The 24,746-nt window shown below is 68.2% G+C and carries 27 protein-coding genes and 9 pseudogenes; 22 read left to right on the plus strand and 14 right to left on the minus strand.

Going from position 1 to position 24,746, the window contains the following annotated elements; translation table 11 throughout:
• Positions 1–604 precede the first annotated feature (604 nt).
• Positions 605–1,111: pseudogene (locus CEB94_RS30385) on the minus strand (zinc-binding dehydrogenase); the annotation flags it as partial.
• Between the two features lie 22 nt (positions 1,112–1,133).
• Between CEB94_RS30385 and CEB94_RS30390 the strand changes: the two are divergent.
• Positions 1,134–1,232: pseudogene (locus CEB94_RS30390) on the plus strand (3-ketoacyl-ACP reductase); the annotation flags it as partial.
• Between the two features lie 133 nt (positions 1,233–1,365).
• On the opposite strand, the gene CEB94_RS30395 reads toward CEB94_RS30390, so the two are convergent.
• Positions 1,366–2,331, minus strand: a complete 966-nt coding sequence (locus CEB94_RS30395) for a helix-turn-helix transcriptional regulator (protein ID WP_175435208.1) — start codon at positions 2,329–2,331, stop codon at positions 1,366–1,368.
• A 259-nt stretch (positions 2,332–2,590) separates the two neighbouring features.
• Here CEB94_RS30395 and CEB94_RS30400 point away from each other — a divergent pair, with 259 nt between their 5' ends.
• From CEB94_RS30400 to CEB94_RS30440, 10 genes and pseudogenes are all read left to right on the plus strand, one after another.
• A complete protein-coding gene (locus tag CEB94_RS30400; RefSeq protein WP_175435209.1) occupies positions 2,591–3,355 on the plus strand; it encodes an SDR family NAD(P)-dependent oxidoreductase in 765 nt (254 codons plus the stop codon).
• A 97-nt stretch (positions 3,356–3,452) separates the two neighbouring features.
• Positions 3,453–4,298 (plus strand): SDR family oxidoreductase, encoded by an 846-nt coding sequence (locus tag CEB94_RS30405; RefSeq protein WP_175435210.1) that lies wholly within the window; start codon positions 3,453–3,455, stop codon positions 4,296–4,298.
• A gap of 235 nt (positions 4,299–4,533) precedes the next feature.
• A pseudogene (locus tag CEB94_RS42275) lies at positions 4,534–4,692 on the plus strand (alpha/beta hydrolase); the annotation flags it as partial.
• A 440-nt stretch (positions 4,693–5,132) separates the two neighbouring features.
• Positions 5,133–5,291: an alpha/beta hydrolase gene (locus CEB94_RS41155; protein WP_246112235.1), complete on the plus strand. Its 159-nt coding sequence runs from the start codon at positions 5,133–5,135 to the stop codon at positions 5,289–5,291.
• 126 nt (positions 5,292–5,417) lie between these two features.
• Positions 5,418–6,026: an aldo/keto reductase gene (locus CEB94_RS30415; RefSeq protein ID WP_246111954.1), complete on the plus strand. Its 609-nt coding sequence runs from the start codon at positions 5,418–5,420 to the stop codon at positions 6,024–6,026.
• Between the two features lie 622 nt (positions 6,027–6,648).
• Positions 6,649–8,034, plus strand: a complete 1,386-nt coding sequence (locus tag CEB94_RS30420) for an FAD-binding oxidoreductase (RefSeq protein ID WP_175435211.1) — start codon at positions 6,649–6,651, stop codon at positions 8,032–8,034.
• A 484-nt stretch (positions 8,035–8,518) separates the two neighbouring features.
• Positions 8,519–8,830 (plus strand): hypothetical protein, encoded by a 312-nt coding sequence (locus CEB94_RS30425; protein WP_175435212.1) that lies wholly within the window; start codon positions 8,519–8,521, stop codon positions 8,828–8,830.
• A 52-nt stretch (positions 8,831–8,882) separates the two neighbouring features.
• The gene (locus CEB94_RS30430; protein ID WP_246111955.1) at positions 8,883–9,455 is read left to right on the plus strand and encodes a hypothetical protein; all 573 of its coding nucleotides are present in this window, start codon (positions 8,883–8,885) and stop codon (positions 9,453–9,455) included.
• Positions 9,456–9,567: 112 nt separating this feature from the next.
• Positions 9,568–9,729, plus strand: a pseudogene (locus CEB94_RS30435) (type II toxin-antitoxin system CcdA family antitoxin); the annotation flags it as partial.
• 237 nt (positions 9,730–9,966) lie between these two features.
• A complete protein-coding gene (locus tag CEB94_RS30440; protein ID WP_175435213.1) occupies positions 9,967–10,776 on the plus strand; it encodes an alpha/beta fold hydrolase in 810 nt (269 codons plus the stop codon).
• 742 nt (positions 10,777–11,518) lie between these two features.
• Here the strand turns inward: CEB94_RS30440 and CEB94_RS30445 are convergent.
• The 7 genes and pseudogenes from CEB94_RS30445 to CEB94_RS41165 form a co-directional block, all read right to left on the minus strand.
• A pseudogene (locus tag CEB94_RS30445) lies at positions 11,519–11,758 on the minus strand (isocitrate lyase); the annotation flags it as partial.
• 122 nt (positions 11,759–11,880) lie between these two features.
• Positions 11,881–12,201, minus strand: a complete 321-nt coding sequence (locus CEB94_RS30450; protein ID WP_175435214.1) for a hypothetical protein — start codon at positions 12,199–12,201, stop codon at positions 11,881–11,883.
• Between the two features lie 17 nt (positions 12,202–12,218).
• Entirely contained in the window at positions 12,219–12,398 is a 180-nt protein-coding gene (locus CEB94_RS42280) for a polymorphic toxin type 30 domain-containing protein (protein ID WP_381108670.1), read from the minus strand.
• Entirely contained in the window at positions 12,347–12,811 is a 465-nt protein-coding gene (locus CEB94_RS30455; RefSeq protein WP_175435215.1) for a barstar family protein, read from the minus strand. Before CEB94_RS30455 ends, CEB94_RS42280 begins: the two co-directional genes overlap by 52 nt.
• The gene (locus tag CEB94_RS41160) at positions 12,808–13,038 is read right to left on the minus strand and encodes a ribonuclease domain-containing protein (RefSeq protein WP_246111956.1); all 231 of its coding nucleotides are present in this window, start codon (positions 13,036–13,038) and stop codon (positions 12,808–12,810) included. The genes CEB94_RS30455 and CEB94_RS41160 overlap by 4 nt, the downstream gene beginning before the upstream one ends.
• A 140-nt stretch (positions 13,039–13,178) precedes the next feature.
• Positions 13,179–13,367, minus strand: a pseudogene (locus CEB94_RS42285) (RHS repeat-associated core domain-containing protein); the annotation flags it as partial.
• Positions 13,363–13,647: pseudogene (locus tag CEB94_RS41165) on the minus strand (hypothetical protein); the annotation flags it as partial. The pseudogenes CEB94_RS42285 and CEB94_RS41165, both read right to left, overlap by 5 nt.
• A 341-nt stretch (positions 13,648–13,988) precedes the next feature.
• On the opposite strand from CEB94_RS41165, the pseudogene CEB94_RS30465 reads away from it, so the two are divergent.
• The 5 genes and pseudogenes from CEB94_RS30465 to CEB94_RS30485 form a co-directional block, all read left to right on the plus strand.
• A pseudogene (locus CEB94_RS30465) lies at positions 13,989–14,285 on the plus strand (amidinotransferase); the annotation flags it as partial.
• 40 nt (positions 14,286–14,325) lie between these two features.
• Positions 14,326–14,733, plus strand: coding sequence for an MmcQ/YjbR family DNA-binding protein (locus CEB94_RS30470; RefSeq protein WP_175435216.1), 408 nt, complete (start codon positions 14,326–14,328; stop codon positions 14,731–14,733).
• Entirely contained in the window at positions 14,726–15,070 is a 345-nt protein-coding gene (locus CEB94_RS30475) for a cupin domain-containing protein (protein WP_175435217.1), read from the plus strand. The genes CEB94_RS30470 and CEB94_RS30475 overlap by 8 nt, the downstream gene beginning before the upstream one ends.
• A gap of 168 nt (positions 15,071–15,238) precedes the next feature.
• Complete coding sequence (locus tag CEB94_RS30480; RefSeq protein ID WP_175435218.1) at positions 15,239–15,472, plus strand: ferredoxin; 234 nt, start codon at positions 15,239–15,241, stop codon at positions 15,470–15,472.
• Positions 15,473–15,483: 11 nt separating this feature from the next.
• The gene (locus CEB94_RS30485) at positions 15,484–16,710 is read left to right on the plus strand and encodes a cytochrome P450 family protein (RefSeq protein WP_175435219.1); all 1,227 of its coding nucleotides are present in this window, start codon (positions 15,484–15,486) and stop codon (positions 16,708–16,710) included.
• 51 nt (positions 16,711–16,761) lie between these two features.
• Here CEB94_RS30485 and CEB94_RS30490 read toward each other — a convergent pair whose 3' ends face one another.
• On the minus strand, positions 16,762–17,121 hold the full coding sequence (locus tag CEB94_RS30490) for a hypothetical protein (protein WP_175435220.1): 360 nt from the start codon (positions 17,119–17,121) through the stop codon (positions 16,762–16,764).
• Positions 17,122–17,157: 36 nt separating this feature from the next.
• Between CEB94_RS30490 and CEB94_RS30495 the strand changes: the two genes are divergently transcribed.
• Positions 17,158–17,957 (plus strand): IS5 family transposase gene (locus tag CEB94_RS30495; RefSeq protein WP_425472531.1). Its coding sequence is split into 2 segments (ribosomal slippage): positions 17,158–17,506 and positions 17,506–17,957, totalling 801 coding nucleotides; the frame shifts between segments, so codons are not numbered across the junction.
• On the opposite strand, the gene CEB94_RS30500 is transcribed toward CEB94_RS30495, so the two are convergent.
• The 4 genes from CEB94_RS30500 to CEB94_RS30515 all read right to left on the minus strand — a co-directional run bounded on the left by CEB94_RS30500 (position 17,929) and on the right by CEB94_RS30515 (position 20,292).
• Positions 17,929–18,264 (minus strand): ankyrin repeat domain-containing protein, encoded by a 336-nt coding sequence (locus CEB94_RS30500; RefSeq protein ID WP_054214933.1) that lies wholly within the window; start codon positions 18,262–18,264, stop codon positions 17,929–17,931. The two genes, CEB94_RS30495 and CEB94_RS30500, sit on opposite strands and share 29 nt — an antisense overlap.
• Positions 18,265–18,338: 74 nt before the next feature.
• Complete coding sequence (locus CEB94_RS30505; protein WP_175430201.1) at positions 18,339–18,485, minus strand: hypothetical protein; 147 nt, start codon at positions 18,483–18,485, stop codon at positions 18,339–18,341.
• A complete protein-coding gene (locus CEB94_RS30510; protein ID WP_175435221.1) occupies positions 18,482–19,108 on the minus strand; it encodes an HD domain-containing protein in 627 nt (208 codons plus the stop codon). Before CEB94_RS30510 ends, CEB94_RS30505 begins: the two co-directional genes overlap by 4 nt.
• A gap of 176 nt (positions 19,109–19,284) precedes the next feature.
• Positions 19,285–20,292, minus strand: a complete 1,008-nt coding sequence (locus CEB94_RS30515) for a GlxA family transcriptional regulator (protein WP_175435222.1) — start codon at positions 20,290–20,292, stop codon at positions 19,285–19,287.
• Between the two features lie 70 nt (positions 20,293–20,362).
• Here CEB94_RS30515 and CEB94_RS30520 point away from each other — a divergent pair, with 70 nt between their 5' ends.
• The 5 genes and pseudogenes from CEB94_RS30520 (at position 20,363) to CEB94_RS30540 (ending at position 24,655) form a co-directional block, all read left to right on the plus strand.
• Complete coding sequence (locus tag CEB94_RS30520; protein ID WP_175435223.1) at positions 20,363–21,739, plus strand: APC family permease; 1,377 nt, start codon at positions 20,363–20,365, stop codon at positions 21,737–21,739.
• Positions 21,736–22,419 carry a hypothetical protein gene (locus CEB94_RS30525; protein WP_246111957.1) on the plus strand — a complete coding sequence of 228 codons (684 nt, stop codon included), beginning with the start codon at positions 21,736–21,738 and terminating at the stop codon, positions 22,417–22,419. Before CEB94_RS30520 ends, CEB94_RS30525 begins: the two co-directional genes overlap by 4 nt.
• Positions 22,420–22,526: 107 nt before the next feature.
• Positions 22,527–23,066, plus strand: coding sequence for a DinB family protein (locus CEB94_RS30530; protein ID WP_175435224.1), 540 nt, complete (start codon positions 22,527–22,529; stop codon positions 23,064–23,066).
• A 249-nt stretch (positions 23,067–23,315) separates the two neighbouring features.
• Positions 23,316–23,525, plus strand: a pseudogene (locus tag CEB94_RS30535) (helix-turn-helix domain-containing protein); the annotation flags it as partial.
• Between the two features lie 191 nt (positions 23,526–23,716).
• On the plus strand, positions 23,717–24,655 hold the full coding sequence (locus CEB94_RS30540; RefSeq protein WP_218945943.1) for an alpha/beta fold hydrolase: 939 nt from the start codon (positions 23,717–23,719) through the stop codon (positions 24,653–24,655).
• Positions 24,656–24,746 lie beyond the last annotated feature (91 nt).

A 24,746-nucleotide genomic window follows, 5' to 3' on the forward strand; every position in this document is an offset into this window, starting at 1 on the left:
TCGGTCTCGGCCGTTTCCGACGCGCGGTTGAGGCGCAGGGCCAGTAGGACCAAGCGGTCAGAAGACGTCCCCGAGGCCGGTGACTAGTTCGTTGGTCGCGTACTGGATTGTGACCATGCAGGTCAAGCCCAGGGGCGGATGGGGCAGTGGGCGCCGTGCTCCAGGCAGACGCAGCCCTCGAGGGCACCCTGGCAGACCGGGTAGCTCGTGCGGGAGCGGTCGTACGCCGCGCCCACGTCGATGGCAAGCGGTCAGCCGCACCGGACTTCGTGAAGCGGGACTTCACCGCGGTCGACATGACGCAAGCGTTACCGAGGAGGGCAAGCTCCAACTCGCCACAGTCAGCGACCTGTTCTCCCGGTGCCTGCTCGGCTGCTCGATAGGCGCACACCACGGCGCGGACTTAGTCGTGGCAGCAGTCACCCGCGGCAGTGACCTGCGGCCCGTGCCCCTCGACATGGCGGCCCGTGCCCTCGGAGGGGACGAGCGAGGGTGCCGGCGCGCAAGCCGCATAGGAGTGCCGAGGGGCGTCTGAGCCCTCTGGTGCTGGGATGGCGCTCCCGCGCTGGGATCGTCCTGGGGTGGCCCCGGCAGAGCCCCATTGTCACAGCACCACCACCGAGCGCAGCACGTCGCCGTGATGCATCCGCTGGAACGCAGCCTCCACCTCGTCCAGTTGGATGGCCTCGGTAACGAACTTCTCCAGCGGCAGGCGGCCTTGCAGGTGCAGGTCGATGAGCAGGGGGAAGTCGCGGGAGGGCAGGCAGTCGCCGTACCAGAAGGACTTGAGCGCCCCGCCACGACCGAAGACGTCCAGCAGCGGTAGTTCGAGCATCATGTCGGGCGTGGGAACGCCGACGAGGACGACGGTGCCGGCGAGGTCGCGTGCGTAGAACGCCTGCTTGTACGTCTCCGGGCGGCCCACGGCCTCGATGACCACGTCGGCGCCGAAGCCGCCCGTCAGCTCAAGGATCGCCTCGACGGGCTCGGTGTCCTTGGAATTGACAATGCCGGCCATCACGCCGCAGCCGAGGAGCCCGGCCACCTGCGGGGCGACCGCCGGGTCGACCTTGGTGCACTGCCCGGCGGCGACCAGGGTCTTCTCGGCGAACCTCGGCCGGCGGTCCACCCCGGAGGAGCAGGCCGCCGTCCTCGTCTTCCTCGCCTCCGACGCCGCCGAGATGATCAACGGCGCTGTCCTGCCCGTCGACGACGGCTGGTCCGCCGTCTGACGAGCCGCCCCGCGCTCCGGTCGACACCTTGGGGCGCGGGTTCGGGCCGCCGGCCGCACGCGCGGGAAAGCGCCCCGGCCGGTCTCCACATCCTGCCCTCGGCCGTCACCGCCAGGACCGCTGGAAGGCCCGCTCACACCATGCAGGAAGTACGACAGTGACCGCACCAGCACCGACGGCCCATCCCGTAGATCCACGGACCATGCTGAGTGCAGCCGACTGGGTTGCGTGTCTGTCCGGAGGTGTGGGGGCGGGTGGTGGACGTGCTGGTCCAGCTGGCGAGGATGTCGAGAGCTTCGGCAGAGGGGGACGCCGGCTCCGGGGTGTAGATGACCAGGGTCTGTTCGGGGTCGCCTTCTACTGCCAGAACCACGTAGTCGAGGGTGAGGTCGCCGACGAGCGGGTGGTGGAGACGTTTGGTGCCGCTGGTGTGGGCGATGACGTCGTGGTCGGCCCACAGGCGGCGGAAGGTGTCGCTGTGCAGGGACAGCTCGCCGATCAGCTCCGTGAGCTGCGGGTCGTCGGGGTGCCGGCCGGCGTACAGGCGCAGCAAGGCCAAGCAGTCGCCGGCGACCTGCTCCCAGTCGGCGTACAGCGTGCGGGCGGCCTCGTCGAGGAAGACGAAGCGGGCGAAGTTGCGTTCGCGGCGGGGCCTGGCTTCGAAGTCGGTGTAGAGGGCGTGGGCGAGCTTGTTGGCGGCAAGGACGTCTGTGCGTCGCCCCTGGACCACCGCGGGGACGCTGAGAGAGTCCAGGGTCCGGTACAGGACCGGGTGGACTCGCTGGGGGGCGAGCGGCCGCTTGCGGCGGGTCCGGGCGGGGGTGGGCTGGGTGAGGTCGAAGAGGTGGGCGCGTTCGGTCTCGTCGAGGTGCAGGGCGCGGGCGACGGCGTCCAGGACGGTTTCGGAGACGCCCTTGGTGCGGCCTCGCTCCAGGCGGACGTAGTAGTCGACGCTGACCCCGGCGAGCTGGGCGACTTCCTCGCGGCGCAGCCCCGGTACGCGGCGGGCGCCGCCGTGCGGGGCGAGACCGGCCTGTTCGGGGGTGATCCGGGCCCGGCGGGTGCGCAGGAACTCACGGATCTCGCTGCTGCGGTCCATGGGTCCACCGTACGGCCGGAACCGGCAGGTCGGCGCCTTGGAAGGGGGTACTGGCAGACCCCCGGAAGAGCGGTGCCCTTTACGGCGGCCCACGGGGCGTTCGCGGGTGGTTGCCTGGATAGCGGGCTCACGACACTGCCCCCGGCATCCGCACGACGATGCCGATGTGCGCAGTATGTGCGAGAAAGAGCGCATAAGGGATCAGTAATGCCCGCTGTCTGCCCCCGCACCCATACGTCTGGAGAAGAGGACAAGCCTCGTGGCATCGAAACTGACCGGCACCGTCGCTCTCGTCACCGGCGCGAGCAGCGGGATCGGCGCCGCTACCGCCCGCGAGCTCGCCGAGCACGGTGCATCCGTCGCGCTCGTGGCCCGCCGCAAGGACCGCCTGGAAGAACTCGCCGCCGAGATCGAGAAGGCGGGCGGCACGGCGCTGGTGGTGGAAGCGGACATCGCTGACCGTAACCAGGCCGAAGGGGCCGTGGAGCAAGTCGTCGAGCGGTTCGGACGGCTTGACACGCTGGTCAACAATGCCGGTCTGATGCTCCTGGGCCCCGTGGTCGGCGCGGACGCCGAGGAGTGGGACCGCATGATCGCCGTCAACCTGCAGGGCCTGCTCTACACCACCCGTGCCGCGCTGCCGCATCTGCTGCGGGCCGCCGAACAGGGCCCGCGCCAGGTCGCCGACATCGTCAACATCAGCTCGCAGGCGGGCCGCATGGCGAGCAAGGGCTACGGCGTCTACAACCTCACCAAGTTCGGCGTGAACGGCTTCACCGAGTCCCTGCGCCAGGAACTCGCCCAGCGCCACGTGCGCGTCGGTGTCCTGGAACCGGGCGCCGTGGAGACCGAGCTGGTCGGCCACAACACGCCCGAGGTCCGCAACGAGCTGGTCGACCCCGTCATCGGGCGGATCGAGGTCCTCACCGCCGAGGACATCGCCGACGGCGTCGCCTACATGGTCACCCGCCCCCGGCGCACCGCCATCGGCGAGCTGTGGATCATGCCCACCGACCAGGGCTGATCCCCTCCAGCGCCTGGCCCCCCGTCGGCGCAACCCGTCAATCACCCCGCACGGACACACCGGGCGCCGTATGCGGAGCCCGAAGAAAGGAACTCTCATGAGCAAGGTCATCTTCATCACCGGTGCCGGACGCGGTCTGGGCACGGACATCGTCCGCGAGGCCCTGGCGGCCGGCCACCAGGTCGTCGCCACCGGCCGCCGCCCCGAGGAGGTCGAGAAGACCCTCGGCGGGCCGCAGGACAACCTGCTGGTCACCAAGCTGGATGTGACCAGTCTGGAGGACGCGCAGGCGGCCGCGCAGGCCGCGGTCGACCGGTTCGGCCGCATCGACGTCCTGATCAACAACGCCGGTAATTTCTTTGCCGGCTACTTCGAGGAGGTCTCACCCGCGCACATGCGGCAGCAGATCGAGACCAACCTCTTCGGCCCGATGAACGTCACGCGTGCCGTCCTGCCCGTCATGCGCCGGCAGCGCGACGGCCACGTCATCACGCTCTCCTCGCTCGCCGGTCAGGTCGGCACGGAGTTCACCTCCGCCTACGCGGCCTCCAAGTTCGCCGTCGAGGGCTGGATGGAGGCCCTGCACCACGACATCAAGCCGTACGGCATCCGCACCACGATCGTGGAGCCCGGCTACTTCCGCACCGAGCTGCTCGTGGACGCCTCCACCACCTGGCCCGAGCCGACCATCGACGACTACGCCGAGCGCACCACCGCCACGGTCGAAGCCTGGAAGAGCATCAACGGGCAGCAGCCCGGCGACCCCGCCAAGCTCGCCCACGCCCTGCTGACCCTCGCCGGACAGGACCAGCCGCCGCTGCGCTTCGTCGCCGGCGCCGACGCCATCGAGGGCGTCTCGGCCAAGGCCAGGGAACTCCTCGCACAGGTCGAAGCCTCCCGTGAGCTGGGCGGCAACCTCGGCCACGACGACACCAACGCCTGAGCGCAGCGTCCGCGCTGAGCACAAACACGGAAGCTGAGCACAAACACGGAAGGAGAGTGGCCATGGAAGCCATCACCCTCCCCAACGGCCCGATCGCCATGGCGGGCAACCTCTACGTGCCCGACAACTTCGACCCCAAGGGCAGCTACGCTGCGATCGTCACCGTCCATCCGCCGGCGGCGTCAAGGAACAGACCGCGGGCCGGTACGCCCGCAAGCGGGCCGAGCAGGGCCTCGTAGCCCTCGCCTTTGACGCCTCCTACCAGGGCGACAGCGGCGGCGAGCCGCACCACCTCGAAGACCCGTACGCCCGCGTCGAGGACATCCGCGCCGCCGTGGACCACGTGCAGACGCTCGACTACATCGACGCCGAGCGCATCGGCGCCCTCGGTATCTGCGCCGGCGGCGGCTACGCGGTGAACGCCACCATGACCGACCACCGCATCAAGGCGGTCACCACGGTCAGTGCCTTCAACACGGGCACCGGCTTTCGCCGCGACTGGTACGGCCTCAACCCCGACTCCGCCGCCGCCGCGGTCCTCGACGAGGCGGCAAAGCAGCGCACCGCCGAGGCCCAGGGCGCCGAGCCCGCGATGGCCCCGTACGTGCCGTGGGCCATCGACGAGGACACCAACCGCGACATGCGCGAGGCGCACGACTGCTACCTCACCCCTCGCGCCCAGCACCCGAACGCCAAGAATCAGTTCCTGTTCACCAGGAGCTTCTCCAAGATCGCCGCGTTCGACGCCTTCCACCTGGTTGAGGACCAGCTCACCCAGCCGGTCCTCGTTGTGGCCGGCAGAGTGAGGCGGGATCGCTGTGGCACTCCACCGAGTTGCACAGCCGGGCACGCAGCCCCAAGAAGCTCGTGGTCGTCGACGGCGGCACGCACATGGACTTCTACGACGTGCCCCAGTACGTGGACCGGGCCATGGCGGAGGCCACGCCGTTCTTCAGGGAGAACCTGGCCGCGGAGCCCGTCACACAGGGCTGACGAAGCATCCACGGGTGGGCCGGAGCCCGAACAGGAACCGTGTCCCACTGAGCTGTTGAATGGTAGGCGGAAGGCTCCTATGGCAGGGGCGAATTGCCGTGCCCACCGTCAGAGCTGGTCCCCAGCTTGGCCCCGACGTCGATCATCGCAAGCTGCTACATCGGCTCCTCGTCCTACTCCGGCTCCCAGATCGTCGAGGCCCAGTGGACCTCGCGGGAGCGGCACCTGGAGCGGTTCGTGACCGAGCAGCCGCCGTACTCGATCCTGGTCCGGGGCATCGAGGAGGACGTGCTCCCCACCGTGCGCCGTCACGGCATGGGCACGCTCACCTACAGTCCGCTCTCCGGCGGGTGGCTCTCCGGCCGCTACCGCAAGAACGCCTCCGAGGGCCCAGCCTCCGCGGCGCGCCCCCAGGCCCGGTTCGACATGAGCACCCCCGCCAACCAGCGCAAGCTCGACGCCGTCGAACAGCTCGCCGTCCTGGCGGAGAAGGCCGGTCTCACCCTGATCGAGCTGGCCGTCGCCTTCGTCATCAACCACCCCGGCGTCACCTCGGCGATCATCGGCCCGCGCACCATGGAGCAGTTGGAGGCGTTCCTGCCATCCGCCGACGTCACGCTGTCTTCCGACGTGCTCGACGCCATCGACGAGATCGTCGCCCCCGGAGTCACGGTCAACCCCGTCGACAACAGCTACGGAGACTTCGAGCTACGGGCTGACCAGCGGCGGCGCTGACGTGACCCGGCTCGGCCGGACATGGTCGATCGAGTCGGGTCACCGTGACGGCATACCGGCGGAGTGATCGGCCCCGGGGCTGTGCCCCGCTCGACCGCCCACTCCCGTGACCGAGCCTTGTCTCCCCGCCCCTGCACGCGCGGCGGCCAGGTGTGGCGCCTCGCAGTAGATCGGCATGCGGCGTCACCGCTGCCCGGCGTGACGCTCATTTGACGCTCTGCGCGAGAGAGGCAAGAAATCCGCTCTGGATACGGGGAACCGCGTGCGATCACATCAGCCAGGAGCCGCGTGTGCAGCTCCAGCATGTCCGTCACGCGAACGCCCGGGTGCGGGACGCGAGCTGGGGGAAGGCGTCTTCCCACACGGCGCGCACGCTACGACCGACGAGGGTGCGCAGCACCGGCCACAGCTGGAGGAGCAGATCCTGGAATTGCAGGGCTCGGTAGTCGGCGGGACGCTGGACAAGTCAGCCTTGCGGCATCCGATGAGCCGACGCCCGCGAAATGCCTCGGGCGCAGAGACAACTTGGTGAAGTCCCGGTCCAAGCAGCGGGTGATCGAGGTGACAGCCGTGGAAGGACGAAGCCGGGCGCAAGAAATCCGCGCCTCTCGAGGAGATCACCATGGACAGTGCGACCTTGGATGCGATGCAGACCTCTCTGCGGGGGCCGGTCATAGGCCCGCAGGACCCCGAATACCTCCAGGCTCGCAAAATCTACAACGCAATGATCGACAAGCGTCCCGCCGCCTTCGTGCGGTGCGCGGACGCTGCGGATGTCATGGATGCGGTCAACTTCATCCGCGCCAACGGCCTGGAACTCGCCGTCCGGGGTGGCGGACACAGCGGTCCCGGCCTGTGCCTCGTGGAGGGCGGCGTCACCGTCGACCTGTCGCCGATGCGCTGGGTACGGGTCGACCCCGCCGCGAGGACCGCCCAAGTGGGCGGTGGCAGCCAGCTCCGTGATCTCGACCACGCCACCCACGGCTTCGGGCTCGCCACCCCCACCGGCATTGTGTCGATGACGGGCGTGGGGGGCCTGACCCTCGGCGGTGGCCATGGATACCTCACCCGCAAGTACGGCCTGACGGTGGACAACCTGCTGGCCGCGGACGTCGTACTGGCCGACGGCAGCTTCGTCACCGCAAGCGAGACCGAGCACCCGGACCTGTTCTGGGCCCTGCGCGGTGGCGGCGGCAACTTCGGCATCGTGACCTCCTTCACCTACCGCCTGCACCCGGTGAACACCGTCGGGGTCGGCATTACCGCGTGGCCGGTCGACCACACCCGCGAGGTGCTCACGTGGTACCGAGACTTCCTCCCGCAGGCCCCGGAGGACATATACGGCTTCTTCACGCTGTTCACCATCCCGCCCGGCCCACCCTTTCCCGAAGAGATCCACGGCCGGAAGGTGTGCGGCATCGTGTGGTGTCACACCGGTGACCCGGACCGCACAGAGGACGCCCTCGCCGCGGTGAACGAGCCCGCCCCGCCCGTCTTCCACTTCACGGCACCGATGCCCTATCCCGCGTTGCAGAGCCTGTTCGACGAGCTGATCCCCACCGGGTACCAGTGGTACTGGCGCGGCGACTTCTTCGACCGTATCCCGGACGCCGCCGTGGACGTGCACCTCAAGTACGGCGAGAACCTCCCCACCCCGCTGTCGCTGATGCACCTCTACCCGGTCGACGCGGCCGCCCACCGCGTGGGCCGGGAAGACACCGCGTGGAGCTACCGGGACGCCGTCTGGTCCGGCGTCTTCGCCGGCGTCGACCCCGACCCCGCCAACGCCGAGGCCATCAAGCAATGGTGTGTCGACTACTGGGAGGAGATGCACCCTCACTCCATGGGCGGCTCGTACGTGAACTTCATGGGACAGGGCGAGGACCAGGAGCGGGTTCGGGCCACCTACCGCGACCACTACGACCGGCTCGCGCAGGTCAAGCGGACGTACGACCCGGACAACCTCTTCCACGCCAACCAGAACATCAAGCCCGCTCAGCAGCACTGACTGCCGGACCTTGCCGTCCGCGTCCACGGTGCTTCGGGGGCCGCGGTCTCTGCGCACCGCTGGTGGGCGCCCTGCGTGAGCATCCCGAACAGGTCAACCTGGCAGAGACCGTGCAGCGCGTGATGGAGGCCGTTCGCGGCGGACGTGGTGACCAGTGTGAAATCAGAGGGCCAGCGTCCGCCGATACTCATCGGCCAGAAAGGCAAGGCGGCTTTGGCGGAGGTGACCGGATGGCGGAAATTCGGGGATGTGAACTTGTGCCTCCCGGCTCCTGGTCTGGATGGTTCACCTGGGACTTGCGGTGGCGGTCCTGTCTCGTCCAGGTCGATGGCTGATGCGCTAGGCCCAGACCGTGGTGAGTGCCGAGATGAGGTCGGTGTCGGCCGGTGCCACGGGCCACCATCCGTCCTCGTCGTCCCGGATGTGGGATACCAGCAGCGCCATGGCCGCCCGGTGTCAGCCCGAGGGTCGCTAGTGTTGCCCCATGGGCGTGTTGGACACGGCCGAGCTTGAGGCCATGATCGAAGAGGCGACTGTCGATGCCTACAAGGACGACGAGCAGCTGACCGGTTTGTTCACCATGCTTGAGGAACACCTCGGCCTGCCCTTCACCACCGCGGTTCTCGGCGTCGAGATAACCGTGGACGGCATCGACCTCACGCCGGACGGACGGATCGTCGCCCTGTGCTCTCGCGGCGGCATGCGGCAATCGATCGGAATCCTGGAGCTGCCGTTGCCCAGCTCGGCGCCCGAGGGCGCGGAGTGGATCGAGGCGTACCGTCACTGGGCCGGTTGAGGTCGGGCACCTCACGCCCCACGCGGAACCGGTTTGTCTGGGAGGGCTGAACGTGGCTGACGCCGTACGGGGGGCCGCGTTCGTCGAGTTCTGCGGCGGCGACGAACTGGTCCTTCCGCGTGCCGAAGCCGAGGACCTCCTCAACGCCAACTACCGCCACCGCCAAGAGGCCGCTGTCACCGGACGGCTCGACCGTGCCCGAGGCAGGCGGTTAGCCGGCCTGGACCTGCCCTTCTTCGAGCTACCGCGAGAACTGGCGGACTCGGACAGCATCGGTGTCATCTACGACGAGGTCGACGGGCTCAACTTCTACGCGGACTACGGAATGCTGCGGGAGCTCTTCGCGAACCCGGCGCTCGCGGGCCGCAGGCAGCACCAGGACCTGTTGCGCACGTACCTGCGCGAGGAGTCGATCGCGCCACTGCCGATCCGTCGACTGGCTGCCGCTCATCCGGAGACAGCCGACGCTGCATTCCGGAAGCTGTTGCGGAAGCCCGGATTCACCTGGAGCGAGCACGGCGAGGCGCTGTTGCGCCGACGCAAGTCCTGGTACTACGTGAACGAACCCCGCCCCGGTGTCTCCGTGATCGGCGACAGACTCAGGGCGCTTGCCGTCGGCCGCTGACAGTCACCGATTCCCGTTGAGGCCCCGGGCCGCCGTCGGCCGTGGCCCATCGGAGCGGAGGAACCGCAGGCCGGATGGCCCGAGGGCGTGCATATCGCAGTACGTTCGGGTCATGGCGGACACGACACGGATCACGGTGACGCTGCCGACCGAGCAGGTCGCCGAACTGAGGAAGCTCACCGACAACGTCTCCGGTTATGTGGCCGAGGCGGTGGCGCGCCAGCTGCTCGGCGCCGGCCTGCAGCGCCACCAGGAGGAGCACGGGGCGTTCACTGCTCCCGCCTGATCGGCCCGCTCGATGCCGGATCCGCGCCGCGAGGGTACGTCTCGTTCATGGTGGTCGCCTCCAGTCTCTTCAGCATCGCGCCGGGCGGAAGGCGGCGCCATCGCGGGACAGAGGAGGGCCCGGGCTGCTCAGGCCGTCGCAGCACAGGCAGCCGTCCGAGACCTGTGGGACGGTGTGAGTACGGGGGTGTGGGCTTTCCACGGAGACCGTTCCAGGAGGCCGGGCATGGGCGAAACGATCGAAACAGACGCCGGCGGGATCTGGGTCGAGCGCCGGGGTGAGGGGCCCGACGTCCTGCTCATCGCGGGGCTCAGCGACCCCGCCGAGGCGTGGCAGGCACAGCTCGACGGGCTCGCCGACCGCTACCGTCTCACCGCCTACGACAACCGCGGCACCGGGCGTACGCCGCTGCCCGCGGGACCTCTGTCGGTGCCCGGGATGGCAGACGACGCCGCCGCGGTGCTGCGCGCGCTGGAAATCCCAGCCGCGCATGTCGTGGGCTTCTCGGGAGGCAGCCGCATCGCGCAGGAGCTGGCACTCAACCATCCCCGGCTCGTCCGCAGTCTCGTCCTGGTGAGCACATGGGCCCGTCCCGACGCCTACTCTCACTCGATGATGGGCTTCTGGCACTGGATGGCCGAGCGCGCGCCGAATGAGCGCGCCATGCTGGAGGCGTTCCTGCTGTGGATCTACACGCCGCGGGCGCACAACGACGGCACGGTCGACAGGGTCATCGAGGAGACGATGGCCTTCCCGCATCCGCAGTCCGTCGAAGCTTTCCAGCGCCAGCTCGCACCGTTCCGGACGCACGACACGCTCGACCGCCTGTCTGAGATCACCGCGCCGACACTGGTAATGGCCGGTGAACTCGACATCGCCACGCCACCGCGCCTCGGGCGCGCGGTCGCCGAGAGGATCCCGGGGGCGCGGTTCGAGGTGCTGCCCGGCGAGGCCCACCAGCCATTCCAGGAAGTCCCCGACGCCTTCAACGCACGGGTCGCCACCTTCTGGCAGGAAGTCCAGATCCGGGGTTGAGGAACGCCCGGCGGCCGGATGCCGACCCTGCCGGTCGGTCCAGCTGCCGGAGCCGCATCCGTATCGGCCCGGCCTCCGACTTCTTCCTCGTCCCCGTCTCCGGGCCGAAGGGCCGAACCGTTCCCGTCTCCGTACGCGTCATCTCGCAGCCGCTCCAACAGCTGACCTGCCGTCCAAGCAGCAGCGTGACGGTCACGGCAATCAGAGGCGCGCACAGCCGGGTGTACCAGTATCAACTCGAGCAGGAGAGATAGGCCGTCGGCCATGACGCTCGTTCGACGCTCTTTCTTAAGGAGCGTGAGGTGGTCGTCCTGGATCAGATAGCGCGGGCCAATCGACTTGTCGGGCTCAACCCGTCGAGCAGTGCGTTAGGGCTGTTCTCGGGGCTCGGGCCATACGGCGACAGGTCTAAGGTCACGTGTGCCGATTGCGCTGGCCTCGTTACCCTGTGTCGTAGGGAGTGTCGAGGTACGCGGGGGCAGAGATGAGTACGGGGGTGCAGTGCGTCGAACGGCCGCGGTGGAGCGGGGGATTGCGGCCGCCGATGCGCTCTTCTCTCTGGAGGGCATCCCAGAAGGAGCCGTCGTACCAGAGCCAGAGGGCTTGGCTGCGAATGAGACAGCAGTCGAGCGACTCGGTAGCCGGTTCGCCGGACTGGACGGTCAGGTAAGGCACGCGCTGAGACGTACCCGAGATCACGCAGGCAATTCGTCCAGCGACCGTCTCCAGGAACTTTGCAGAATGCCGAGACCTGCTGGACGGCATGACCGCCGGTGAGCGCGCCCACCGCGTGGATGTAGTCCGCTCGTGCAGCTGGCGCCACAGCCGCTCGGCGCCGCGCCGGGGTGTGCTCCTCACGGACACTGCCCGAGAGCCGGACGACGTCCTCGGCGCTGTAGGTGCGCTCGATGCCCTGCCACCTCAGGTCGGTGGCCCAGCGCCGGGCCAGTTCCTCGGCCGCCTGCGTCCTCGCTTCTGCCATGACTGCCACCGTCGGCGAAAGCCGTGGTCAGGTGGTGCGCGGCGTCGGTGAGGCTTCAGCCCACTACGACGCCGGGCTGGGCCAGGCCCCTGCCGATGGCTGTGCCTGCCCGTCCTGGGTCTTCATCCTTCCAGTAGGTCGCTGACATAGTCGCGGAGTTGAGGAGGAAGGTCGGCGAGGACGATCTCCTCCAGAGGTGCGATGTGCTCAAGGCCGACATGGCCCGTGGACGTCAGTTCGATGATGGCGTGCAGTTCGGCTTCCAGCGCGGAGTTCTCCTTTTCACAGACAGCGGTTGCCGCCAGCAATGTCGCCAGAGCCGACGCCTGGGCGGGTGTGTACGCACCCAGGTGGTCGGTCACTTCGTCGGCCGCGCGTTCTCGTGCCTGTGCATCGGCTTCCGAAATCATTCGCGCGATACCGATGAAGCCGTGAGACTTCAATGTGAGACACCCGTTCGTCACCAGTACGGAAGTGGAAACTGAGCCGGCCAGGGGATGTGTGTGGCATGGGCCGCGTCCGGATTGTAGTGGGGACTGTTCGGGTTGTGGACCTGTCGGTGATACAGGTTCCCCGCGTATGACGGCCTCAATGGGTCTTGATTTCGCGGAGCACCTCCTCCTGAGCGTCGGGCGGGCACAGCAGTACGGTCTGAAAAGTGATCTTCTCCTGGCCCGGAAGCTCGGGCTTTCCCGCCCAGAACTTAGCGGCGTCGTTCAGGGCACGGAAGAGCATTTCGCGTTCTTCGGCGCTCTCGGAAAGCACGGCGTCGGCGTCATCGACGGTAAGGAGGAAATGCTTGGCGCTGATCCAGTGTAGATCGGTCAAACAGTTCCGCAGTGCGTTCCAGTTCCAGCCGAAGTAGTCCGGGAGGCGCAGTGCCTCGTAGAACTGAGTGAACACCCCGTCGGAGTCGGGCATTTCCTGTCCTTGCATCCGGGCCGAGTAGATCAGCCCGGTGGGAGGCAGGGCGCGGGCAACGGAGAGCGAGGAGTCGGTCGAGACGACACAAACTTCTTCCTCGTATCGTTCCCACCAGATGGCGTTGCTCATCGGCCGGTCTCCATCACGATGTACGTCTGATAATGGGTCGGAGTGTAGTACGCCGATCCGTCCGACCCGGTCACGACCCTCTCGCCGCCCCAGTTCGGGTTGTCGATCGACTGCACCGTGCCCCATTCTGTATAGCGGATGCTATTCCCCTGGCTGTCGAATTCGGGAAGTTTGTAGGCGCCTTTCTTCCCGCTGTTCTCGAATGGCTGGGGGATGGACGGCCCCATGCGTTGAGGACCCGCGCCCTGAGCCTCCACACCGAACTCGCGGATGTCGGGAGGACCGCCTCGGACTCCGCCGGAACCTTGGTGGGAATCCACCCGCTCAGCTTTGATGTGTCGCCCAGGGTCTGGCCCACTTGGTAGTTCGGTGAGAGTCCCAGCGGGTCGGCGCCTGTGTGGGGGTTGTCGACGTAGGTGACCGGATTGGGCGCGGGCGTGAGGCCGAGGGGGTCCGGAGCCGTGTAGCGGCCGGTCTCGGGGTCGTAGTGGCGGAAGTAGTTGTAGTGGAGGCCGGTTTCGGGGTCGTAGTACTGACCGGGGAAGCGCAGTGGTGACACGGGTAAGCCGTAGGGCGGTGTCGTACTCGAACGCGTAGCGGGCGCCGTCCGGCCCGGTGCGGGCAGTGAGGAGGTCGAAGTGGGTGTACTCGAACCGGGTCACTCCACCAGCCGGAGAGGTGTGAGTCAGGCAGTTGCCCTCACCGTCGTAGGTCCATGACTCGGTGGCGCCGTCCGGGGCCGTACGGCGGGCGAGCTGCCCGTCGGCGTTCCAGGTGAGACTGGTGGCTCTGCCCACAGGGTCGACGGTGCTTACGAGTCTGCCGAGAACGGTACGCGAGGTTGCGCAGCAGGTGGGCGGCTAGGGCAGGAGGTCCCTCTTTACGGGCTGACGCTCATTCGACGCTTGTTCTGATGAGGCGTCAGGGTGACGGCCGCCGCAGCGGAGGGGCGGGAGTCGCCACGGCCCGCCTCAGCTGGGGCCGCGGCTGCCCGCCGAGCCGACACATCGGATGGGTAAATCCGGCTTGCGTCCGCTACAAGGTGCCAACGCGCGCATTGCGTTGATCACGTTCCGGTACGCGAGTGCCCCGTAGCGGACTTCGCCGGCGCGGATTCGCAGGCAGATCGCTCGGCTGCATGGTTTCTGTCGTATGCGGATCAACCGTCCTGTTCGGTGACACGGCCCTGGCCGTCCTGTCGCCGGACGAGATCATGTACTACCCCGACGCCTTCTCGCCCGGCAGCCTGTCGGTCCTGCGCGAGATGCTCCCGGGGGCCATCGAGGTGGCGAAGGCGGACGCGGACGTGTTCGGGCTGAACGCGTTCTCCGACGGATACAACGTGGTGCTGCCGCAGGCGGCGATGGGCTTGGTCGAGATGCTGAAGGACCGGGGTTTCCATCCCGTCGGGGTGGACGTCGCCGAGCTGCTCAAGGCGGGCGGTAGCGTCAAATGTTGCACGCTGGAGCTTCGTCAAAGCGAGGCTGAGCAACAGGGGCGGAAGGACGGGGACGATGGCGACGGCGCAGGACGTCCGGACACTGGCGCTCACCCTGCCTCGCACGGAGGAGGCGCTGGTACGTGACCAGACCAAATTCCGGGTCGGCCGGATCGTCTACGTGGCGCTGTCCCGGGATGAACGGTCCATGGGGTTCGCGTTTCCACGGGAGGAACGCGTAGCGCTGATCGCCTCGGAGCCGGAGAAGTACTTCATGCCGGTGCCCTCCGACGAGCGGTACAACTGGGTCCGCGTGTGGCTGGCACCGCTGGACGAGGACGAACTGACCGAACTCGTGGTCGGCGCCTGGGCGATGGTCGTGCCCAAACGGCTCTCGGCGGACCGCCTGGCCCAGATGGAAGCACGGGCGCGGCGGGACGAGCCCGCCGCGCCCGTGAAGGAGGACGGTGTGGGAGATGACTGACGGCGGCGGCGCGGAGGTGCACGACCTGGCGACTCTGGACGCCCGTCAGGCCGCCGAGGAACGCCGGTACCTGGAGTTCCTCCGGGTTCCCGCCATGAGCGCCGGGATGTACGCGCTGCAGGCCGGGGCCGCCGATCCCCAGCAGCCGCACGCGGAGGACGAGCTGTACCACGTCGTCACCGGTCGTGCGGTGCTGCGGATCGGTGAGAAGGACCATCCGGTGGCAGCCGGCTCGGTCTGCTTCGTGCCGGCGCGGGTACCGCATCGCTTCCATTCCATCACCGAGGACCTGCGGGTGCTCGTCGTCTTCTCGCCGAGCGAGACACCCGAGCCGTGATCCGCGGCGATGGCCGGTGAGCCGCGTTCAAGTGATGACCGGCCACGCTTGAACGCCTCGCCCATCGCGTGAACATTGCCGAAGGACAGCGCGGCTGATTCGCTGTCGAACACTGCGGTACCGATTTCTCTACTGCTGTCCTGAAGACGACAGATGGGAGTGGTGTGCATGCCTACTGAGAACCGCTGGCATATTTCCGTGGATCGTGATTTCTGCATCGGCTCCGGAGTCTGTATGGGAGACCGGCCCGACCGCTTCACGTTGCGGAACGGCCAGTCGCAGCCGATCGACGCCGAAATCGACGCGGACGACGAGGTATTGGCCGTCGCGGATTCCTGCCCGCGAGAGGCGATCCGCATCGTCGAGGTGTCCACGGGCAACGTACTGGCCCCGGTGGATTGAGAGGATTACAGATGCAGAATTCCCAGGCGGAGATCCTGGAAAAGATACCCGCTGATTTCGTACAGGACTCCTACGCGCTCTACGCCCGGTTGCGGGAGGAGGGACCGCCGCGCAAGGTCTTGATGCCGCACGGTGTCAAGGTCTGGATGGTGACGCGCTACGACGATGTGCGGGCGCTGCTGGCCGACAGCCGGGTGAGCAAGGACGGCCGGCGCATCAACGAGATGTTCGCCCGGCATGCCGAGACACCCACCGAAGCACCGGCCGCGGTCGACAACGACCTGGCGGCGCACATGCTCAACAGCGATCCCCCGAACCACGCCCGGCTGCGCCGGCTGGTCGGCAAGGCGTTCACCGAGCGCCGGGCCAAGGCGCTGCGCCCCAGAATCGAGGAGATCACCGACGAACTGCTGGACCGGTTGGCCGAGAACCCGCAAGCCGATCTCATCGAGCAGTTCGCCGCCCCGCTCACGATCACCGTGCTCGCGGAGCTGCTCGGCGTGCCGCCTGAGGACCGTGCGGTGTTCCGTTCGTGGACCAACACCCTGGTCGGTGCCAACCACACCGAGGAGGAGGTGGCTTCGGCTTCGGCCGCCGTCACCGCGTTCACCGAGGCACTGATAGACGCCAAGAACGCCAACCCGGGCGAGGACATGTTCAGCGCCCTCGTCCAGGTCACCGAGGACGGCGACCGGCTCACCAAGTCCGAACTGGTCGCGATGGTCTTTCTCCTCGTGGTCGCGGGCCACGACACCACGCTCAGCATGATCGGCAACGCGGTCCACGCGCTGTTGCGCAACCCCGACCAGCTGGCTCTGCTGAAGTCCGACCCGTCACTGCTGCCGAACGCGGTGGACGAGATGCTGCGCTACGAGGGGCCGGTGGGCCTGGCGACCTTCCGGTTCACCACGGACGACATCCCGCTGAACGGGGTGACGATTCCTGGCGGTGAGATCGTGGTGGTCGCGCTGGGCTCGGCCAACCGGGACGCGGAGAAGTTCGAGAACGGCGACGAGCTGGACATCACCCGCAGGATCAGCGGAAACCTGGCCTTCGGTCACGGCATTCACTACTGCGCGGGTGCGCCCCTGGGCCGGCTCCAGGTGGAGATCGGCGTGGGCCGGCTGCTGCGGCGCTTCCCGGACCTGAGCTTCGCCGCCGATCCGGACACGTTCCGCTGGAAGGCCAGCACCATCATGCACGGCCTGGTCGAGCTACCGGTCCGCACGGTCGCCTGAGGCCGGTGCCACGGGGGTACCGGCAAGCGGCACGCCGGTACCCCCGAACCGTCAGGCAGTACGCCGGAAGTCCATGATCCAGTTGGTCTCCCAGCCGCCCCCCGTCGTGGAGAACGCCTGCTCCCAACGTGCCGAGTCCGCCGTGATCCCGGACCAGATGAAACGGCATCGTACGGAGGCGCCCTGGTGGATCTCCTCCCCGTGGAACTCGCCGATCCCGTTCGGTCCGAACCGGCCCACGATCGACGGGGACATCCGTCCGGTGAGGCTGTTGACCCAGTTCAGCGACCACTCGTCGCGCTCTGTGTCGTACAGGCGCAACGTGAGGCCCGAGAAGTCCTTGGTGGGAAAGACGATTTCGTCCAGGTTCGCTCCGCCGTCGAACAGAGTGCTGCGGCAGTTAGAAGTCATCTCATTTGGCTGGGTAAGCTGGCGGTCGTGGTGAGGATCGTCGAGCGGCTGGTGCCGGATGAGTTGTGGGAGCTGTTCCAGCGAGTGGTTCCGGAAGCGCCGTCGCGGCCCCAGGGTGGGGGCCGGCGGAGGCATGGCGACCGCGAAGTGCTGGCCGCGATCGTCTTCGTGGCGACCTCGGGCTGCACGTGGCAGCAGTTGCCGACCGCGTCGTTCGGGCCGTCCGGCGCGACGGCTCACCGACGCTTCACCGAGTGGACGAAGGCCAGGGTGTGGGCCAAGCTCCACCGCCTGGTGCTTGACGAGCTCGGGTCCCGTGGCGAACTGGACTGGTCGCGGTGCGCGATCGACTCGGTGAACATGCGCGCCCTGAAAAGGGGGACCTGACAGGTCCGAATCCTGTAGACCGGGGCAAGTACGGCTCAAAGATCCACTTGATCACCGAGCGGACCGGTCTGCCCCTGTCCGTGGGGACCTCGGGTGCCAACGTCCATGACAGCCAGGCCCTGATCCCGCTTGTGAAGGGCATACCGCCGGTCCGGTCCCGCCGGGGCCCCCGGCGTCGCAAGCCCGGCAAGCTCCATGCCGACAAGGGCTACGACTATGCCCACCTGCGGCGATGGTTAAGCTGCCGAGGCATCCGGCACCGCATCGCCCGCAAGGGAGTTGAGACCTCCCAGCGGCTGGGACGTCATCGTTGGACGATCGAACGCACCATGTCCTGGCTCGCCGGCTGCCGCCGTCTCCACCGTCGTTATGAGCGCAAGGCCGAGCATTTCCTCGCCTTCACGAGTATCGCCTGCACCCTCATCTGTTACCGGCGGCTCGGCCGCTGATGTGGGCCCGCAGCAGCTTCACCGCCAAGTCGTGGCCGTAGTGCTTGGCCATGTCCATGGGGGTGCGACCGTCTGGATCGGCGAGCTCCGGGTCAGCCCCGAAGGCCAGCAGCACAGCAGTGGTGTGCACGGTCAACGGTTGACCACTCTGCAGGGAGCCATCGCCCTCGGCGTCGATTGCGTGCGTCAGCAGCGTCATGTTGCTGAAGACCTCATCAGGATCGGTACCGTCGGCCAGCAACCGGGCCAGGGTCTCCGCATCCTCGTGCTCGACCGCGTGATGCGCGGGTGTCCAGTAGTCGCTCACCAAGGCATTCAACCGCCACCACAGCACGTCTGCCAGCGACTATCTACACAATTATCCACCAATTGAGATGACGTCTAAGCCGTCGCGGGGAACTCCTCCCAGTCGCCGCTGCCGGACAACGGTTCGCGCAGCCGGCGATTGGTCACATGCCAGGTGCCGATCAGGAAGTCGAAGGCGCCCGGCCCGGTGGGGCGGGCGAGGGAGGCGGCGGAATCCGTCACGCTTCTGTCCTTTCGGGCTGTGCGGCGGTGTGAGAGACGGCGGCGTCGAGGTGGGCGCGGAGAAGGCCGCCGGGCCAGGAATGGAGAGGAGCCTTCTCGGGCCTGCGCACGGCCTGCGCGACGACGGCGTCCGTCAGCTCCCGTTCGATGTCCATCCGGGGGTGGAGCCGTTCCACCTCCTCCCGTACGGCGGGATCGTCGATCGTCTCCTGGCCGAAGTCGGTCAGCACGCCCAGCCGGGTGAGCAGGGTGATGGGGCCGCGTCTTTCGGCGATATGGGGTGAGGTGTGCAGGGCGATGGCCTCCCACACCTGGTCGACCCGGGCGGCATCCAGCCCCTCGGCGGTCAGCAGCTCGGCGGCCGCGTCAGCGCCATCCACCTCGAACCGGAGAGGGCCGTCGTAGGCGTCCGAGGTGCCGAGGTCGTGCAACGAGCAGGCGTAGAACAGCAGATCGTCGTCGTAGTCGGTGCCGGGGGCCATGCCCCGTCGTTCGCCCGCGAGGACGGCCCACACATAGGTGCGGATGCTGTGGTTCACGATCGCAGGACGCACGAGACGGGCCAGGACGTGCTGCGCCCTGGTCGCACCTGGATGGCTGGGCAGGGAAGGTAATTCGATCACGGGCTCACCATAGTGCCGGTTTGGTATGTCGCCAGGGGGGCGGATCGAATCGCGGGATTAACGACAGCGTTCGCAGAATTCCAGGCACTGAGCGGCATGCGGAGGGGCTCGAACTCCAGGGTCGCTCCGAGGTTTTCGGGCACGGTCGAGGTCGCCGGAAGGTGCCTTCCCCCCCCTCATCCGATGCGCATTCCGGATGGCGACGTCCCACGCCGCTGCTGGGCCGCGCGATGGCGGAAGACGTGGCGGTACGTCTGCGGGGAGACACCGGTGAGCCGGCCGAAGTGGTACCGGAGGTTGGTGGCGCTGCCGAACCCGGTGCGTTGTGCGACGCTCTCCACCGGGTCGTCAGTCGTCTCCAGCAGCTCCTGGGCGAGCCGGACCCGTTCCTGCAGGACCCACTGCAGGGGCGTTGTGCCGAGAGCCTCACGGAACCGACGGGCGAAGGTGCGCTCGCTCAGCCCCGCCTGGCCAGCGAGCTGTGGCACCGTCAGCTGCTCGTGCAGACGGCGGCGGGCCCATTCCAGGACGGGCGCGAGGGTGTCGTTCGTCCTGCGCACCCGGACGGGCGGTCGCGCGTACTGGGCCTGTCCGCCCTCGCGGTGTGGCGGTACGACCATGCGTCGGGCGACCTCGTTGGCGACCGCGGAGCCGAAGTCCTGGCGGACCAGGTGGAGGCAGAGGTCGATGGCGGATCCCGTGCCGGCCGAGGTGAGGATGGTGCCGTCCTCGATGTAGAGGGACGTCGGGTCGAACTCGACGTCGGGGAAGCGGTGGCTGAAGTCCATCGCGTTCATCCAATGTGCCGTGGCCCGCCGCCCGTCGAGCAGCCCCGCGGCCGCCAGCACGTAGGCGCCGGAGCATATGGAGACGATACGCCGACCCAGCTCATGGGCCTCGCGTACGGCCTGTAGCAGGGAGACGGGAGGATCGATCTGCACGTCCCGGGAACATGCCGCCACCACCACGGTATCCGCCTCGGCCAGATGGTCCAGGCCGTGTGAGGCGGGCACGACAAGCCCGGCCGCGGTGCGCAGCGGACCGGGCTGCGCGGCACACAGGCGCAGTTCATACCACGGATCGACCAGGTCACTGCGGTCGATGCCGAACACCTCGCAGGGAACGGCCAGTTCGAAGGTCGGGGCACCGTCGGTCACGGCGACGGCCACAACATGTCGCTGCATGGCAGAAATTTAGCGCACCCTGTCTTTTCCGCCGCTTGTTCATGCTGATCATGTCAGGAACCCTCCTTCCATGAGCTCCGAGACGAGCGAGACGAAGAGCCGGCCAGCGGGTCGGCTCACGGTATTCCAGGGCACGGCGATGTACGTGGGCGCGGTCCTGGGCACCGGGGTCATCGCCCTGCCCGCACTCGCCGCCGAGGCCGCTGGTCCCGCCTCCTTGCTCGCGTGGCTCGCGCTCGTGCTGCTGTCGGCTCCGCTGGCGGCGACCTTCGCGGCACTGGGCGCACGGCATCCGGACGCGGGCGGGGTGTCGACCTACGCGCGCCTGGCGTTCGGCGACCGTACGGCAGCGGTGGTCGGCTGGTGTTTCTACCTCGCGGTGCCCCCGGGGGCGAGCGCGGCCGCTCTCTTCGGCGGCGCCTACGTGTCGGCGGCGCTCGGTGGCGGGGGGACCACCACCACGGTGACGGCGGTCGCGCTGATGGCCGTCGTCACCGCTTCCAACGCGGTGGGCGTACAGGTGACCGGGCGGTTCCAGTTTGCCCTGGCCGGGCTGCTCGTCGCCCTGCTGCTGGTGGCGGTGGCCCTGTCGCTGCCGCACGCGAGCACTGACAACCTGAGGCCCTTCGCACCGCACGGCTGGGCGACGATCGCTCCGGCGGCAGCCCTGCTGGTGTGGAGCTTCGCCGGGTGGGAGGCGATCACCCACCTGGTGGGTGAGTTCCGCTCCCCGCGCCGTGACCTGCCCCGAGCGACGACGGCCGCAGTCGTCATCGTCGGTGTGCTGTACCTGGCCGTGGCCTTCGCCGTCATCTCGGTGCTGGGGCCGGGCGCCGCACACGCCGAGGCGCCGCTCGGAGAGCTCATGGCCCGGGGCTTGGGCGGCAACGCCCGGATGCTGGCCGCGGTGGCGGCGCTGCTCCTCACTCTCGGAGCGATGAATGCCTACTTCGCGGGCGCCGCCAAGCTCGGTGCCGCACTCAGCCGCGACGGGGCGCTGCCGGCCTGGCTCACCCGCGGTAGCAGGGTCGGCGAGGTGCCACGCCGCAGCCTCGGCATCGTCTCCTCGCTCGCCCTGCTGACACTTGCCATCGTGACCGTGGCCGGCCTGGGCGCCCGCCCCTTGGTGCTGTTGACCACAGGGTCGTTCGTAGCGGTGTATGCCGTCGGCGTGGCCGCCGCGATGCGGCTGCTGCCGAAGCGAGGCAAGGCTCGGACGGCGGCGGTCGCTGCGCTCGCTGCGGTGGTGATCATGCTGCTCATGTCGGGCCGGTATCTCCTCTGGCCGCTCGCGGTCACCGGCGCCGCACTGCTCTACCTCAGCCTCAAGGGCCGACGCGCTGACCGAGTGACATCCGTCGGGGCGACATCGGACGGCGTGCCCCAGGCCGTGGTTGCGGCCCCATCCATTGACGCGTCTTCGGACCCCATAGAGAGAAGCTCGTGACCGACAGACCTTTGATCAGCGTGCCCGTCGCCGGGCTGCACGCGCCCGATCTGGCACAGCTCCGAGCGGCGGTGAGCCGGTTCTCGCAACTGCCGGGAGTCGACAAGACGGCGACACCCGAGACCACCGCGCCGACGCTGGACCTCGCGATCCCAGAGCACCGAACGGCGCTGCTGCGCTGGCTCAACTCCTGGGGGTGCCGCATCCGCTACCCACGCGACGGGGAGACCGATCTGTTCGACGCCGGGATCCGTGACTGGGCGGCCCGCTGGGCGGGTGCGATCGTCCCGGCTGAGGTGACGCTCGCCCGGCTGACCCACGAGGACATCACATTGCTGGGCGAGTACTACGCGGATCTGGCGAATCTTACCGTCGGGACGCCCGTGCGCCCGCGGTCGTTGGGGCCTACGGCGGCGGCCAAGACGCTGTACCGGCTGCGCCCGCGCACCTTCATGCCATGGGACGACGCCATCGCGAACAGCCTGCACGGCGCCCGCGACGCGGTGGCGTTCATGGCCCACCAGCGCCTCGGACGAGGATGGGCACGGCGACTGCTCGACGAGAGCGGGCTGGACGAGCGGGCGCTGGCCTCGGCCCTCGGCAGCGAGGGCAGGTCACTGCCGAAGCTGCTGGACGACTACTGCTACATGCGGTTCACCAGAGGAGAATTCGCCCTGTGAAGCCAATGGCAGTGAATTGATTAACCGTCATTTTCTGGGAATTCAGATATGAATCCAAGGGGTTCATTCACTGCCGCTGCGAAGGCAAGGCGGATATAATTCTGGGCATGATGGAGCTAGACGATCAGAAGCGCCCAGAACCCCCGCTTTCGGGCGACGAGACCGTCACGTTGCTGGGTTTTCTGGATTACCAGCGCGCGACACTGGAATGGAAATGCTCGGGGCTGGACGCAGCCGGTCTTCGGGCGACCGTGGGTGCCTCCACCATGACGCTGGGCGGGCTGTTGAAGCACCTGGCCTTCGCCGAGGACTGGTGGTTCTCCCGGCGACTTCACGGCCACGCTCCGGCGCCCCCGTGGAACGCAGTCGACTGGGGCGACGACAACGACTGGGACTGGAACTCGGCCGCCGATGACACTCCGGAGCAGCTCGTTTCCCTCTGGCGGGATGCCGTGGCTCGCTCCCGTTCTCTGACCACGGAGGCGTTGGCGAAGGGCGGTCTCGACCGCCCGGCCCGACGCCCGCAGCCCGGCGGTGGGGCCCCCAGCCTTCGATGGATCCTGTGCCACGTCATTGAGGAGTACGCACGCCACAACGGACATGCCGATCTTCTCCGGGAGTCGGTCGACGGGCTCACCGGCGTGTGACGGCACGAGGGCGGGTGTGAAAGCCTCGCCCGGCGTCCGCGCACCTCGCCTCTGCACGGACGTGGCCGCCACCGGATGGCGGCCGGATCGGCACTGGATGACACGGCCGCGCACCAACAGACGCCGACGGAGCGGCGATTGCCAAGCCGGATCCCGGAGCCGGTGGTCACGCTCACGTACGACGACGTGGTCGACGTACGTGACGAACAAGCAGTCCTCGGCTGGGGGCCGTGGTGAGCGCGCTGGGGACCATGGCGTCGGCGTGCCGTGGTCGGACTGGTGTCCTTGCGCCGGCACGACACCCTCGCCCAGATCGCGACCGGCTTCGGCATCTGCGTCGGCACCGCCCACGGGCCCGGACAGGCGCACGATCTCATCGCAGCCCGCGCCTACCGGATCACCCGAACCTGCGAGCGCCACGGCAGCCCACTGCTCACCAACCGTGCCCACCTGGGCGCCGAATCGCTGCCCCAGCGAAAGGGGGGATCCGCGCACTGGCATACGCGGCCCAACGACGGCTGCTGGCGGGAATTCAGTGATCATTGACGGTTCTGTTCATTGTTCATCCTTCTGGGATGTCGAAGACTGACGGAGGCGAGTGGACGGCCCATGAGGCCGCGTCGTCGTGAACATGCGCATGAGAAGGGCGAATGATGATCCCAGCTGATGAGACCTTCGACAGGACCTGGCCCTACCCGCCGCATTTCACGGAGGCCGCAGGATTTCGCCAGCATTACGTCGATGAAGGTCCGCGCGACGGCGGCGGCGCCGTCGTGTTCCTGCACGGCGAGCCCACGTGGGGCTATCTGTGGCGGCACCTGATCGGACCCCTCTCCCGGGAACGGCGGGTCATCGTCCCCGACCACATGGGGTTCGGAAAGAGCGCCACCCCCGCGGACCGCACCTATCTGGCCGGCGAGCACATCGACAATCTCGAAGCGCTGCTGGTCGACGTGCTCGATCTGCACGACATCACGCTCGTCATGCACGACTGGGGCGGACCCATCGGCACCGGATTCGCATTACGCCACCCCGGCCGCATCGCCCGCGTCTTCGCCACCAACACGGTCCTCCCGCTCGGCCTGCCCGGCTACGACAAGCTGATGGCGGAGAACTTCGCTGACAGCCACTGGTTCCGCTGGGCGAGTGCGGCCCACGCCAACGGCACGCTGGAGCAGACCCTGGGCGGAGCAGGTAGCAGCGTCACACATCTGATGCTGGCGCTGCAGACCATTACGCGCCCACAGCACATCACCCCCACCTGGGTTCGTGCGTACGCCGCGCACTTCACCGACCGGGCGGCCTGCCAAGGCGTGCTCCGCTTCCCGCAGCAGCTGGTGGCGCCGGACCCGGACGTCACACCCGCACCGCCGGACCTGGACGCTGTCGCGGCTTTGCGGGCCAAGCCCGCCGTTCTCGTGGAGGGCATGCGCGACACCGCCCTCCTGCCGCGCTACGTCATCCCTGCGTTTCAACTGGCCTATCCCGATGCGCCGGTGATCGAGCTGGCGGATACCGGGCACTTCCCCTCCGAAGACGCCCCCGAGACCCTGCTGGCCCTTCTCCACCTCTTCCTGCAGACCACCTGACAAGCTCCGATGCCGTCCACCGGCGTGCGCATCCCGGGCCAGACCCGGGCCTCGACCCAGTGACCGCGCCTTGGTCCGCGCACCCATGCCG

Source organism: Streptomyces hawaiiensis, from assembly GCF_004803895.1.
GTDB classification, from domain to species: domain Bacteria; phylum Actinomycetota; class Actinomycetes; order Streptomycetales; family Streptomycetaceae; genus Streptomyces; species Streptomyces hawaiiensis.

Excerpts from the sequence above, each read along its gene's own strand:
- CEB94_RS30395 (WP_175435208.1), bottom strand. The coding sequence starts at position 2,331 with ATGGACCGCAGCAGCGAGATCCGTGAGTTCCTGCGCACCCGCCGGGCC.
- CEB94_RS30405 (WP_175435210.1), top strand. The coding sequence starts at position 3,453 with ATGAGCAAGGTCATCTTCATCACCGGTGCCGGACGCGGTCTGGGCACG.
- CEB94_RS30420 (WP_175435211.1), top strand. The coding sequence starts at position 6,649 with ATGGACAGTGCGACCTTGGATGCGATGCAGACCTCTCTGCGGGGGCCG.
- CEB94_RS30425 (WP_175435212.1), top strand. The coding sequence starts at position 8,519 with ATGGGCGTGTTGGACACGGCCGAGCTTGAGGCCATGATCGAAGAGGCG.
- CEB94_RS30440 (WP_175435213.1), top strand. The coding sequence starts at position 9,967 with ATGGGCGAAACGATCGAAACAGACGCCGGCGGGATCTGGGTCGAGCGC.
- CEB94_RS30455 (WP_175435215.1), bottom strand. The coding sequence starts at position 12,811 with ATGAGCAACGCCATCTGGTGGGAACGATACGAGGAAGAAGTTTGTGTC.
- CEB94_RS41160 (WP_246111956.1), bottom strand. The coding sequence starts at position 13,038 with ATGGGGCCGTCCATCCCCCAGCCATTCGAGAACAGCGGGAAGAAAGGC.
- CEB94_RS30470 (WP_175435216.1), top strand. The coding sequence starts at position 14,326 with ATGGCGACGGCGCAGGACGTCCGGACACTGGCGCTCACCCTGCCTCGC.
- CEB94_RS30475 (WP_175435217.1), top strand. The coding sequence starts at position 14,726 with ATGACTGACGGCGGCGGCGCGGAGGTGCACGACCTGGCGACTCTGGAC.
- CEB94_RS30480 (WP_175435218.1), top strand. The coding sequence starts at position 15,239 with ATGCCTACTGAGAACCGCTGGCATATTTCCGTGGATCGTGATTTCTGC.
- CEB94_RS30485 (WP_175435219.1), top strand. The coding sequence starts at position 15,484 with ATGCAGAATTCCCAGGCGGAGATCCTGGAAAAGATACCCGCTGATTTC.
- CEB94_RS30490 (WP_175435220.1), bottom strand. The coding sequence starts at position 17,121 with ATGACTTCTAACTGCCGCAGCACTCTGTTCGACGGCGGAGCGAACCTG.
- CEB94_RS30515 (WP_175435222.1), bottom strand. The coding sequence starts at position 20,292 with ATGCAGCGACATGTTGTGGCCGTCGCCGTGACCGACGGTGCCCCGACC.
- CEB94_RS30520 (WP_175435223.1), top strand. The coding sequence starts at position 20,363 with ATGAGCTCCGAGACGAGCGAGACGAAGAGCCGGCCAGCGGGTCGGCTC.
- CEB94_RS30530 (WP_175435224.1), top strand. The coding sequence starts at position 22,527 with ATGATGGAGCTAGACGATCAGAAGCGCCCAGAACCCCCGCTTTCGGGC.
- CEB94_RS30540 (WP_218945943.1), top strand. The coding sequence starts at position 23,717 with ATGATGATCCCAGCTGATGAGACCTTCGACAGGACCTGGCCCTACCCG.